Annotated in this window: 14 protein-coding genes and 1 tRNA gene; 5 read left to right on the top strand and 10 right to left on the bottom strand. The window is 61.4% G+C overall.

The features are described 5' to 3' along the window. Nucleotides 1-184: 184 nt before the first annotated feature. A complete protein-coding gene (locus BMZ91_RS08855) occupies nt 185-373 on the top strand; it encodes a hypothetical protein (protein WP_092837364.1) in 189 nt (62 codons plus the stop codon). Nucleotides 374-380: 7 nt separating this feature from the next. On the opposite strand, the gene BMZ91_RS08850 is transcribed toward BMZ91_RS08855, so the two are convergent. The 8 genes from BMZ91_RS08850 to BMZ91_RS08815 all read right to left on the bottom strand — a co-directional run bounded on the left by BMZ91_RS08850 (nt 381) and on the right by BMZ91_RS08815 (nt 6,023). After that, entirely contained in the window at nt 381-1,454 is a 1,074-nt protein-coding gene (locus BMZ91_RS08850; RefSeq protein WP_092837240.1) for a 2'-deoxycytidine 5'-triphosphate deaminase, read from the bottom strand. A gap of 77 nt (nt 1,455-1,531) precedes the next feature. Further along, nucleotides 1,532-1,608: transfer RNA gene (locus tag BMZ91_RS08845), tRNA-Pro, on the bottom strand. Between the two features lie 56 nt (nt 1,609-1,664). Beyond that, complete coding sequence (locus BMZ91_RS08840; RefSeq protein WP_092837237.1) at nt 1,665-2,582, bottom strand: MerR family transcriptional regulator; 918 nt, start codon at nt 2,580-2,582, stop codon at nt 1,665-1,667. 14 nt (nt 2,583-2,596) lie between these two features. Continuing rightward, nucleotides 2,597-2,899: an integration host factor subunit alpha gene (gene ihfA / locus BMZ91_RS08835; protein ID WP_092837234.1), complete on the bottom strand. Its 303-nt coding sequence runs from the start codon at nt 2,897-2,899 to the stop codon at nt 2,597-2,599. A 109-nt stretch (nt 2,900-3,008) separates the two neighbouring features. Further along, complete coding sequence (locus BMZ91_RS08830) at nt 3,009-3,983, bottom strand: beta-ketoacyl-ACP synthase III (RefSeq protein ID WP_092837231.1); 975 nt, start codon at nt 3,981-3,983, stop codon at nt 3,009-3,011. After that, a complete protein-coding gene (gene plsX / locus BMZ91_RS08825; protein WP_092837228.1) occupies nt 3,980-5,086 on the bottom strand; it encodes a phosphate acyltransferase PlsX in 1,107 nt (368 codons plus the stop codon). Before plsX ends, BMZ91_RS08830 begins: the two co-directional genes overlap by 4 nt. 23 nt (nt 5,087-5,109) lie before the next feature. Then, on the bottom strand, nt 5,110-5,316 hold the full coding sequence (gene rpmF, locus BMZ91_RS08820) for a 50S ribosomal protein L32 (protein WP_073194000.1): 207 nt from the start codon (nt 5,314-5,316) through the stop codon (nt 5,110-5,112). Between the two features lie 149 nt (nt 5,317-5,465). Next, nucleotides 5,466-6,023, bottom strand: coding sequence for a YceD family protein (locus tag BMZ91_RS08815; protein WP_092837225.1), 558 nt, complete (start codon nt 6,021-6,023; stop codon nt 5,466-5,468). Between the two features lie 88 nt (nt 6,024-6,111). Between BMZ91_RS08815 and BMZ91_RS08810 the strand changes: the two genes are divergently transcribed. From BMZ91_RS08810 to BMZ91_RS08795, 4 genes are all read left to right on the top strand, one after another. Further along, nucleotides 6,112-6,567, top strand: a complete 456-nt coding sequence (locus BMZ91_RS08810) for an outer membrane protein assembly factor BamE (RefSeq protein WP_092837222.1) — start codon at nt 6,112-6,114, stop codon at nt 6,565-6,567. Between the two features lie 85 nt (nt 6,568-6,652). After that, a complete protein-coding gene (locus BMZ91_RS08805) occupies nt 6,653-7,396 on the top strand; it encodes a GNAT family N-acetyltransferase (RefSeq protein ID WP_092837361.1) in 744 nt (247 codons plus the stop codon). A 77-nt stretch (nt 7,397-7,473) separates the two neighbouring features. Then, on the top strand, nt 7,474-9,297 hold the full coding sequence (locus BMZ91_RS08800) for an ABC-F family ATP-binding cassette domain-containing protein (RefSeq protein ID WP_092837219.1): 1,824 nt from the start codon (nt 7,474-7,476) through the stop codon (nt 9,295-9,297). A 59-nt stretch (nt 9,298-9,356) separates the two neighbouring features. Then, nucleotides 9,357-10,121 (top strand): ion channel, encoded by a 765-nt coding sequence (locus tag BMZ91_RS08795; RefSeq protein WP_092837216.1) that lies wholly within the window; start codon nt 9,357-9,359, stop codon nt 10,119-10,121. Between the two features lie 6 nt (nt 10,122-10,127). Here BMZ91_RS08795 and BMZ91_RS08790 read toward each other — a convergent pair whose 3' ends face one another. Both BMZ91_RS08790 and BMZ91_RS08785 read right to left on the bottom strand, forming a co-directional pair. Beyond that, nucleotides 10,128-10,883, bottom strand: coding sequence for an SDR family NAD(P)-dependent oxidoreductase (locus BMZ91_RS08790; protein ID WP_092837213.1), 756 nt, complete (start codon nt 10,881-10,883; stop codon nt 10,128-10,130). A gap of 57 nt (nt 10,884-10,940) precedes the next feature. Next, complete coding sequence (locus tag BMZ91_RS08785) at nt 10,941-11,993, bottom strand: AbrB family transcriptional regulator (protein ID WP_092837210.1); 1,053 nt, start codon at nt 11,991-11,993, stop codon at nt 10,941-10,943. Nucleotides 11,994-12,007: the final 14 nt, after the last annotated feature.

The raw sequence follows: 12,007 nt of genomic DNA, 5'->3' as shown, positions 1-12,007 counted from the left end.
TTTTGTTGCGCAAGGGGCCGCAGGGCGCGGCGCATTCTGGCAGGTGTGGAGGCCTCCGGCGGGAGTATTTTGGCCAAGAAGAAGCCCGGGACAGCCGATTTTCTTTAATTTATCCGGGGTGCCCTTAAAATTGCATCTTTCTGTGGTATGTCATCTGGCAGAGGCAGGCAAAGGGAGCGATGCAATGAACGTCAATCAGATTGTCACGATGGTGATGCGCATGGTCATGCGCCGCCTGTTGCGCGGCGGCGTCAATGCCGTTGGCAAGAAGATGAACCGTGGCGGTGGCGCCGCCGCTGGCCCCGATGGTCGCAAAACCGCACAGCGCACGCGTCAGGCGATGAAGCTTGGCCGCAGGATCGGACGGTTCTGAGGCGCGCCTAGCTTTTGAAATGCTTGCTGAGCTTGAGGCCCTGACCCTGATAATTCGAGGCAATGCCCGCGCCGTAGAGCTGATCGGGGATCTCATACATTTTCTCATAGACCAGCCGCCCGACGACCTGACCATGTTCGAGCACGAAGGGCGCCTCGTGGCAGCGCACCTCAAGCACGCCGCGTGAGCCGCTGCCGCCGGCCGCATCATGACCGAAACCGGGATCGAAGAAACCCGCGTAGTGCACCCGGAACTCACCCACCATGGCCACATAGGGCGCCATTTCGGCGGCATAGTCCGGCGGGATATGCACCGCCTCGCGGCTGACAAGAATATAGAACGCGCCGGGATCAAGGATGATATGGCCCGCCTTGGCATGGACCTCTTCCCAATAGTCCGAGGGGTCGTAATGGGCGATCTTCTCGAGGTCGATCACCCCGGTATGGGGTTTGGCGCGATAGCCGACAAGGCTGCTGTCGCTGGGGCGCAGATCGACCGAAAAGCCAAGGCCCTCGTCGATCACGGCGGTGCCATCGACCAGCGGGCTTGCGGCATGAAGCGCGCGCAGGGCCGTATCATCCAGCGTCGCATGGCCCTGGCGAAAGCGGATCTGATTGAGGCGCATGCCGGGACGCACCAGCACCGAGAAGGAGCGCGGGCAGATTTCGGCGTAAAGCGGGCCGGCATAGCCCGGCGGCACGCGGTCAAATTCGACGCCACCATCGGTGATCATCCGGGTCAGAAGATCAAGCCGCCCGGTCGATGATTTGGCATTGGCCACCGCCTGCACGCCCTTGGGAAGGGCCAGAGACTCCATCAGGGGCACCACATAGACACAGCCCTTTTCCAGAACCGCGCCCTGGCTCAGGTCGACCTGGTGCATTTCAAACTCGGCCAGCCGCTCGGCCACGGTGCGCCCGGAGCCGGTGAGGAACGAGGCCCGCACCCGGTAGGCCACGGCGCCAAGACGCAAGTCAAGGCTGGCGGGTTGCACCTGTTCGGGCAGGATGCCGGGTCTGGCACCAAGCGCGCCATCGGCGATCATGGCCTTGATTTGCTGGCTGGAAAGAACCCCGGTCATCTTCGCCCCCTATGGCAGCCCCGCATCTTTGGCGCGGTGCCCTGGGGGGGGCAGATGGGCGGGATCGTCGGTTGAATTGGTCGGGCTAGCAGGACTCGAACCTGCGACCTTCCGTCCCCCAGACGGACGCGCTACCAGGCTGCGCCATAGCCCGACGATGTGGACGTCATACTGGTTTTCAGAGCGGGGACAAGGGCTAATTCCCACTTTTTAGTCCCGGAGTTGACCATCTTGCGATTTCGCAGCCCCAAGCGCCGAGAGCCGGGCCAGCACAGGCCCGAGACGTGCGGCGGTTTCGGGTGAAATCGGGTGTGGCAGGTCGGCCAGGGCGGCAAGCGGGCCGGGGTCGGCGCTGACCTTGTCTGTTGCATCCTCGGGCAGGTCCGGTTGGGGCAGGGGGGTGGGCTCTTTCAGGGCCGCAGCCTCGGGCTCCGGTTCTGGCTCTGCTGCCGGTTCCGTTGCGGCTTGTGCCTCTGGCTCCGGGGGCGCGGTTTCGGCTATGATCTCACGGTCGGGGTCGGTCACTTGCGGGGGTAAGTCTTCGGGCTGTTGCTCTGATCCCGTATCCGTAGTGTCGTGATTTGCGTCATCGAGGGCGTGCGGGGGCGTTTCATCGGGCAACCGCGCATCCTGCGGGATCGGGCTGTCGGTCTCGGCGGGCGAGGCGGTATCCTCTGCTTCGGCGGTCGCTGCAGTCTGGTCTTCCGGGGCGTCGAGGATTTCAGGCGGTGCCGGGGCGGGTACGGCAGGCGGCGCATTGCCCCCGCGTTCGAAATTCAGCACCTTGGCAGGTTCAGACCGCTCTGGTGCCACGTCGAGGGCGATATTGCTGGCTTCGCCTTTGGTCACCTCATCCAAGGGCTGCGACAGATCCGAGACATGGCGCACCCCCTGTTCGCGCAACAGCTTTTGAGCGCCCTTGATGGTCATGCCCTCATCGTGCAGCAACGCCTTGATCCCGCCCAGCAAAAGCATGTCGGCGGGGCGGTAATAGCGGCGGCCGCCCGCGCGCTTGACCGGCTTGATCTGCGAAAACTTGCTTTCCCAGAACCGCAGCACATGCGCCGGAACCTCCAGCCATTCGGCAACTTCACTGATCGTGCGAAAGGCGTCGGCGGATTTTGCCATCGGCTCTGTGCCCCTCAGCTTTTGTTGCCGGCCGCGACGCGATCTTTCATCAGGTGCGACGGGCGGAAGGTGAGAACCCGGCGGGGGTTGATCGGAACTTCTTCACCGGTCTTGGGATTGCGGCCAACGCGGGCCGTCTTGTCACGCACGGAAAATGTGCCAAAGGACGAAATCTTGACTTGCTCGCCGCTCACCAGAGCGTCCGACATGTGATCAAGCACGCTTTCGACAAGCTGTGATGCGTCGTTGCGTGACAGGCCGACCTCTCGGAAAATGGCCTCACTCAAATCCATGCGCGTCAATGTCTTATCAGTCATCAGGTCCCCCCTGTTTTTGAGCAACCTTAGGGCCGAAGGATTTTCCGAGTCAATGTCAACGACTTACACAGCGGGGTTAAAGCGCGCTTTTTTGCGCATTTTCGGTGATTTACAGGCGCAGAAGCACCGAGCCCCACGCCAGACCGCCGCCAATCGCCTCTGAGAGCACGAGATCGCCTTGCTTGATCTTGCCGCTCTCCACCCCCACCGACAGCGCCAGAGGGATCGAGGCCGCCGAGGTGTTGCCGTGATCCTGCACCGTGACGATCACCCGATCCATCGGCAGGCCCATCTTTTTGGCGGTGCCCTGGATGATGCGAATGTTGGCCTGATGCGGAACGATCCAATCGACATCGCTGCCGCTCAGCCCGACTTTGGCAAGCGCGGTTTCGGCGGTCGAGGTCAGCTTTTCCACGGCCTGACGGAACAGCGGATTGCCCTGCATGCGCAGCTTGCCCGAATCGCCGGTCGAGGACACACCGCCATCGACGTAAAGCATGTCGCGATAGCGCCCGTCGGAATTGAGATCAGCCGACAGAATCCCGCGATCGGCATTGCTGCCGGTGCCGTCCTGAAGGCCAAGCACAAGCGCGCCGGCGCCATCACCGAACAGCACACAGGTCGAGCGGTCGGTCCAATCCATGATCCGGCTGAAGGTCTCGGCGCCGATCACCAGAAGGCGCTTGGCCTGACCGGCGATCAACAGGGCGTTGGCATTGGCCAGCGCATAGATGAAACCGGCGCAGACCGCCTGAACGTCAAAGCCAAAGCCGCGCGTCATGCCAAGCTCTTTTTGCACCATGGTGGCGACTGAGGGAAAGGTCAGATCGGGGGTCGAGGTGGCCACGATGATGCCGTCGATGTCATCAGCGGTAAGCCCGGCGTGCTCAAGCGCGGCGCGCGCGGCGCGCACCGCCAGATCGGACGTGGTCTGGCCTTCGGCGGCAAAGCGTCGCCGCTCGATGCCTGATCGGGTGCGAATCCATTCATCCGTTGTGTCGAGGGTCTTTTCAAATTCCGAGTTGGGAACAATACGATCCGGCAGGTAATGCCCGACCCCTTCCACAACGGCACGTACAGTCATTCAGTCTCACCGTCGATTACATTATCCGAGGGCGCATCCTGATCCAGAGAGGCCGCAGATGCAACCCGCGCCGCAAGCCTTTCGGAAAACCCTGATTGCGCAAGTTCAAACGCCAGCTTGATCGCCGAGGACACGCCGGTCGCATCCGCCGCACCATGCGATTTCACAACCGTGCCGTTCAGCCCAAGAAACACGCCGCCATTGGCGCGCCGCGGGTCGATCCGCTTTTTCAGACGTTGCAGGACAGGGTAGGCGACCACAGCGGCCAGCCGCGACAGCAGGGAATGGGCAAACGCCTCGCGCATCAGATCGGCAAACAGCTTTGCGATACCTTCGCCGGTCTTGAGGGCCACATTGCCGGTAAACCCATCGGTGACAATCACGTCACAGGCCGTGCCCGGAAGGTCGCGCCCCTCGACAAAGCCGATAAATTCGAACTCCGACGTGCGGGCATTGGCTGCGATAAGGTCATAGGCCTCTTTCAGCTCGGTGCGTCCCTTGTGCTCTTCCGTGCCGACATTCAAAAGCCCGATCCGCGGCCTGGCAAGACCAAAGCCGTTACGGGCATAAGAGGCCCCCATCAGCGCGTATTGCATGAGATCCTTGGCATCGGCGCGAATATCGGCCCCGCCATCAAGCATGATGTTGAACGACTGCGGATTCTGCGAGGGCCACATGACCGCAATCGCAGGCCGATAGATACCGGGTAGCTTGCGCAGCCGCAGAACCGACATCAGCATCAAAGCCCCGGTATTACCGCAGGATACGCAAACCGTCGCCTCGCCCGCGCGCACACATTCAAGCGCCGACCACATCGATGTCTCGCGGCCGCGGCGCACAGCATGCGCAGGCTTGTCTTCCATCGTGACGACTTCGGGCGCGTCGCGTATCTCGACACGCGCGGCCAACCCTTTGCGCTTGGCAATAAGGTGTTCGAGGTCGTCCTTGGGACCGTGCAGGATAAAGCCGATATCAGGATTGCGTCTGGCAGAATCGGCAATACCGGCGACAACGGTCGCCGGCCCCTGATCGCCGCCCATGGCGTCAACCGAGATGATGGTGCGCCCTGCACCCGCCTTGGATTGATCCCTGCGAGCGGTCATGCAGCAATTCGCCTTTTTATCGCTTACGCCGCGTCGTCATCCAGATCGATTTCGTCGGCCATGGCCACGACTTCGCGGTCGGCATAGTGGCCGCAGGATGCGCAAACGTGGTGCGGGCGCTTGAGCTCGCCACAGTTGGGGCATTCGTTGGGGTTGCCTGCAACCAATGCGTCATGTGCGCGACGGTTGTTGCGGCGTGATTTCGATACTTTGTTCTGTTGGACAGCCATGTCTCAACCTCAATTCCTGTGGGCCGATCCGGCCCTGTTTCACGAGTGTTCGCGGCTCATAGTCTGTTACGAGCCGCCGGTTCAACCCTAAATTCCGATGAGAGCGCGAAAATACAGCGATTTGTTGCCGGAGCAAGCGATTCTTGGTGCTATTCGTCGTTTTCCATTTTGTCGCGCAGCGCGGCCAACCCGGCAAAGGGTTTGGTGTCTTCATCCTCAAGCGGGGTGATGCCATCCTCGGCCACGGTGATCTGGCCGAGTTCGGCGCCGTCGCTGCGCGGGTAATCCGGCAGCGAGAGCGCAAGCGCCTCGATCATCACGCGATTGAGGTCGATTTCGTTGCCAAGCGGTTCGATCGTGTCATCCTCGGGCATTTCCACCTCGTCGCCGGGGGCGACCTCGGGCTCTTGCAGTTCTGCCAGGAAACGGCGGGTGATCTTTTCATCAATCCGGCTTGTGACCGGATCGAGCGTGACAACACAGGGCTGCACCACCGTGGCGCCAAGATCGGCAAGCAGCAGCCAGTCGCTGCGCCCCTCGGCCGTCAAGGTGCCACGAAAGCGCAGCTTGCGCAGCGCCGACAGGTCCAGCTCTTTTGCGATAAGCGCCATTTCGGCCTTGTCCGGGGCCAGATCAAACGCCACGGGCCGCTTGATCGAGAGGTCAGAGACACGGAGCACGCTTTGTTTTCGAGGCGTTTGCGACATAGTCACCCTTGCTTCCTTTCTTGAACCATTGCACCACCTTGTTGTAAGCGGGATAAAAGCCGCGTTAGGCCAAGACAAGAGGGCAGAGATGACAGCTATCAGAAACCGGGTGGTCAGCGCCATGGCGCTTTGCTGTCTTATCGTTGTGACCGCCTGTTCGGCGACCTACAGAAACCATGGCTATGCGCCGCTTGACGAGGATATGCAAAACCTTGTCGTGGGCGTCGATACCCGTGCCACGGTGGACGATACGGTTGGGCCGCCGTCTCTTTCAGGGATGCTGGGGGATGGAAATTACTATTACGTCCGCAGCCGCGTGCGCGAATTCGGCATGTTCCGCCCCGAGGTGGTCGAGCGTCAGATCCTGGCGATTTCGTTCAACGAGGATGACACGATTGCCAATATCGAGCGCTTTGGTCTTGAGGATGGCAACATTGTGCCGCTGTCGCGCCGGGTGACCGATTCGTCGGTGATCAGCAACGGCTTCTTGCGTCAGATGCTTGGCAATATCGGCAATATCAACCCGCTTGACGGTTTGAACTAATCGCGGATCGGCATGAGAATGCGGTAACTGCTTGTGCTATGCCTCGTACCTGACGAGGATCAGACTGGCCTTAATGGGTGGGATCATGGCGCATTCTCAAAGCACAAGATACCGGGTGCGCGTGGCGCAGGATGGCCGCGATATCCGTGCTGCACAGCGCCTGCGCCATCTGGCCTTTGCCCCGGTGGTTGAGGCCGATCTGGATTGCGATGCGTTTGATCCGCTTTGCACCCACTTCCTGATCGAAGAGCAGAGCGGCGGGCGGCTTGTCGGTTGTTTTCGGATGTTACCGCTGTCGAGCGGCGTCGAAATCAACCTGAGCTATGCCGCGCAATTCTATGATTTGGCAAAGCTTTCCAGGTTTGTCGGGCCAATGGCAGAGCTGGGGCGCTTTTGCAGCCTCCCAGGGGTGCAGGATCCCGATATCCTGCGCCATGCCTGGGCGGCGATGACGCGCCATGTGGATCGCACCGGGGTTGAGATGCTGTTTGGCTGTTCATCCTTTCAGGGCACCGATCCCGCGCCTTACCGCGACAGCTTTGCCTTGCTGCGCGATCGCCACCTTGCGCCCGAGGTGTGGCGCCCTCGGGTGGGCGCGCCAGGCGTGTTCCGCTTTTGCGAGGGGCTCGGCGGGCATGAACCCGACCCCAAACAGGCGCTGCGACATATGCCGCCTTTGCTGCGCAGCTATCTGGCAATGGGTGGGTGGGTGAGCGATCACGCGGTTGTCGATGCGCGGATGAATACGCTTCATGTCTTCACCGGGGTTGAAATCAAGGCGATTCCGCCGATGCGCAAGCGGCTTTTGCGCGCGCTTGCCGCGACCTAGGGCGCGCTCGGCGCACAAAGCGCGCCGACCTCCGCCTTTCGCTTGACGCCCCCGAGGCCCCGAGATAGCCCGCACTCATGGCACGCGCACCTCTTCTTCAGCTCACCGATATCTCGCTTACCTTTGGGGGTGAGCCGATATTTCATGACCTTTCGCTTGTGGTTCAACCCGGCGACCGTGTGGCGCTTGTCGGGCGCAACGGCTCTGGCAAATCCACCCTTCTCAAGGTGATGGCGGGGCTGGTTGAGCCCGACAAGGGCGTGCGGGTCGTGACCCCGGGAATCAGCGTTGGCTATATGGAGCAAGAGCCTGATATGAAAGGCTTTACCACGCTTGGCGACTATGCCGTCAGCGAGTTGGATGCCTCCGAGATGTACCGTGTCGAGATGGCGGGCGAAGGCTTGAAATTCGACCCCGACCGCCCGGTTGCCACCGCCTCGGGCGGCGAGCGGCGGCGCGCCGCCCTGGCCAAGCTGATGGCCGAAGCGCCGGATCTCATGCTGCTCGACGAGCCGACCAACCATCTTGATATCGAGGCGATCGGTTGGCTTGAAGCCGAGCTCAAGCAGACCCGCAAGGGCTTTGTCCTGATCAGCCACGACCGCGCCTTCTTGCGTGAACTTACGCGTGCAACCCTCTGGATTGACAGGGGAATGACACGCCGTCAGGAAACCGGATTCGAGCATTTCGAGGCCTGGCGTGACAAGGTTTGGGAAGATGAAGACATGCAGCGCCACAAGCTTGATCGCAAGATCAAGTCCGAGGCCCGTTGGGCCGTCGAGGGAATCAGCGCCCGTCGCAAGCGCAATCAGGGCCGGGTGCGCGCCCTGCAAGACCTGCGCGCCGAACGCTCCAGCCAGATCAAACGTCAGGGCACTGCCGCAATGGCGCTTGAGGCGGGGCCGTCTTCGGGTCGCAAGGTGATAGAAGCGATAAATATTTCAAAAGGATACGGCGATAAGCTCATCCTGAAAGATTTCAGCATAAAGATCCAGCGCCGCGACCGCGTGGCCTTTGTCGGTCCCAATGGTGTGGGCAAGACAACACTTTTGAAAATGCTGCTGAAAGAGATCGAGCCCGATGAGGGGACGGTGACCACAGGCACCAACCTTGTGCCCGCCGTCTTTGATCAGGCCCGCGCGCAGCTTCACCCGGAAATGTCGCTTTGGGAAAGCCTCACCGGGGACGTGGATATGCGCGTTTCGGGGCAGGCGGATCAGATCATGGTGCGCGGTGTGCCGCGCCATGTGGTCAGCTATCTCAAGGATTTCCTGTTTGACGAACGCCAGGTCCGCGCGCCGGTCAAGTCCCTCTCGGGGGGCGAAAAAGCCCGGCTTTTGCTGGCCAAGCTGATGGCGCGGGAAAGCAATCTTCTGGTGCTCGATGAGCCGACCAACGACCTTGATATCGAAACGCTGGACCTGTTGCAGGAATTGCTTGACGATTATGATGGCACCGTTCTTCTGGTCAGCCACGACCGCGATTTTCTTGATCGCGTCGCCACCACCACCATCGCGATGGAGGGCGACGGGCGCGCCACCGCCTATGCCGGCGGGTGGAGCGATTATCGCGCACAGCGCAATGCCGGCGCATCAGGGATTACGGATAAAAGTCGCGATAAATCAAGGCAGAACAAGCCAGAGTTAAAGCAAGAGAAAGCCACCAAACCGCAACTGTCCTTCACCGAAAAGCACCGTCTTGAAGAATTGCCCGCCGTGATGGAGCGGCTTCAGGCCGAGATCGCCAAGCTGGAAGAGCTTTTGGCCGATGCCGAGCTGTTCACTCGCGAGCCGATCAAGTTCAAAAAGGCGACCGAGGCCTTGACCACACGCCAGGCAACATTGGCAGAGGCCGAGGAAGAATGGCTTGCCCTGGCTGAAAAGGCCGAGGCAGAGGGTTGATTTTCGCGTAGATTCCCTAGCTCTTGAAACGGAACAGACCGAAACAGGAGCCCGCGCAGATGAAAGACAGGATTCGCCTGCTTTACGAAGGCCGCAGCAAGCGCGCCACGCGGTTCCGCTATGCGTTGCTGATCTTTGACGCGGCCACGATCCTGTTTTTTCTGGCCACGGCCACCATGGCGTTCACGCCGGGGCTGCTGGCGATAGATGCGGTGGTGGCGATTCTGGTGCTGGCCGATATGATCTGTCGGTTCTGGATTGCGCCCAACAAGATACGCCACCTGCGCCAGATTTACGTGATCGTGGATATCGTCGTTCTGGCCTCGCTGATTGCGACGCCGTTTCTGGGGCAGGAGCTGGCGATGCTGCGGCTGTTGCGGGCGCTGCGGCTTGTGCATTCCTATCATCTGTTGCGCGATCTGCGCCGCGATTCAGCCTTCTTTCGCCAACGCGAGGATACCATCGTTGCCTTGATCAACCTGTTGGTCTTTATCTTCACGATGACGGCGGTGGTGTTCATTCTGCGTGGCGGTCAAGAGCCGGGCCTTGAGACCTATGTTGACGCGCTCTATTACACCGTCGCCACGCTGACGACGACCGGATTTGGCGATATCACCATGACAAGCGGCCTTGGGCGGCTTTTGTCGGTGGCAATCATGGTGGTCGGGGTAGCGCTGTTCCTGGGGTTGGCCAAAGCGATTTTCACGCCCGCCAAGGTGCGCTACAAATGCCCCGATTGCGGGCTGACGCGCCATGACCCGGATGCGATCCACTGCAAGCATTGTGGTCACGAGCTTAAGATCGAAACCGAAGGGGCCAGTTGAGCCGACTTATCGCATCCGCAATGCCCCATCCAGCCGGATCACCTCGCCATTGAGATAGCCGCATTCGACGATAAACCGGGCAAGCGCGGCATATTCCGCCGGATCGCCTAGCCGCTTGGGGCAGGTCACATCCTGCGCCAGGCCGTCCTGTACCTCTTGCGGCAGCCCCTTGAGCATCGGCGTGAGAAAAATCCCCGGCGCAATTGCCATCACCCGGATGCCGTCACGCGCCAGATCGCGCGCCATCGGCAGGCTAAGGCCCACGATCCCGCCCTTTGAGGCCGCATAGGCCGCCTGGCCCTTTTGCCCGTCAAACGCCGCAACCGAGGCGGTGTTGATGATCACGCCGCGCGCGCCATCGGGGGCGGCTACGTTTTGGGCGATTTCGGCGGCGGCAAGGCGGGCGACGTTGAAGGTGCCCACAAGGTTGATGTCGATGGTGCGTTTGAACGCCGCGAGGCTGTGCGGCCCGTCGCGGCCAAGGGTCTTTTCGCCGATGGCGATCCCGGCACAGTTCACGGCGGCGGTGATCTTGCCCATGGCGGCCTTTGCGGCGGCAATAGCCGCACTTACCGAAGCCTCGTCGGTGACATCGGTTTCAACGAAAGTGGCGCCGATTTCGGCGGCGACGGCGCGACCGCGCTCGCCGTCGCGATCAAACAGCGTCACCTGAGCGCCCATCTCGGCAAAGTGGCGTGCGGTGGCCTCGCCAAGGCCGGAGGCCCCGCCAGTGATGATTGCGGCTGTGTCCTGAATGCGCATGGCGGTTTCCCTTCAGTAAATGAACATATGTTCAGATAACGCTTGCGCGCGCCCCTGTCAAAGGCGGCGTTCGCGCAGGCGCGTGATCAGTCCAAGCCCCAGCACCGTGAGCAGGATGCGATAGATATGGTGCAGCGTGACAAAGGCGGGATTGGCATTGAGGCTAAGTGCGACAAGCGCCATTTCGGTCACCCCGCCAGGCGCAAAGCTGATCAGCAGAACATCGACCGGCTCTGCGGTGATCCGGTGCAGGACAAAAGCAAAGCCGCCGCCAAGCGCCAGCATCATCGCCACCGACACGACCGACAGGCCCGCGCCGCGCAGGATCATTGCGGGGTTTAGCCCGGTAAAGCGCATGCCAAGCGCCGTGCCAAGCACCATCTGCGCCATATTCACCAGCCATTGCGGGATATCGAGGCCAATCACCCCGGTCAGCGACAGCACCGCCGCAAGCGCCATCGGCCCGGTCAACTGCCCGGCGGGCAGGCGCAGCAGATGCCCAAGCCCAAGCCCCGCCAGCCCGGCAATCGCGATCACCGGCAGATCGGACCAGGGCACATCGGCGCGCGCCAGTGTCATGCCTGCAGAGCTTCCGACCGGGGCGCCAAGCCAGAGCGACAGGCCGATCGGCACCGCCGTCACCACCACGATGACACGCAGGAATTGTTGCAGCATCAGCCGGGTCATATCCGCGCCCGCCGCCTCGCCGAGGGCGATAGATTCGTATAACCCGCCGGGCGTGCTGGCGTAAAAGGCGGTCACCGGATCATAGCCGCCCAAACGGCGAAAAATGGCATAGCCCATGCCATGCGCGAGCGCGACAAACACCGTCAGCGCGGCAAAACTATAGATGAAATCATGCGCTTCGGTGAACAGCGCCGGTGTCACCTGCGCCCCGATCATCAGCCCGATAATGGCAATGAACGCCAGCCGAAGATGCTTTGGAAACCCATAGCCCACAGGCAGGCGATGCGGCAGCACCGTCGCCACAAGGGCCGAAACCGCCAGCGGCCCAAGCATGAAAGGCAAGGGCACGCCGATGATCTGTGCCAGCCCGCCAGAGGCGGTCGAGAGGCCGAGCAGGCCAAGGGTTGTGATCAGGTGGCGCATGGCCCCAGTTCAAG

The organism is Roseovarius lutimaris (assembly GCF_900115165.1).
Taxonomy (GTDB): Bacteria; Pseudomonadota; Alphaproteobacteria; order Rhodobacterales; family Rhodobacteraceae; genus Roseovarius; species Roseovarius lutimaris.
Note: the sequence above shows the minus strand (reverse complement) of the source record. Positions and strands in the feature narration are given on the sequence as shown.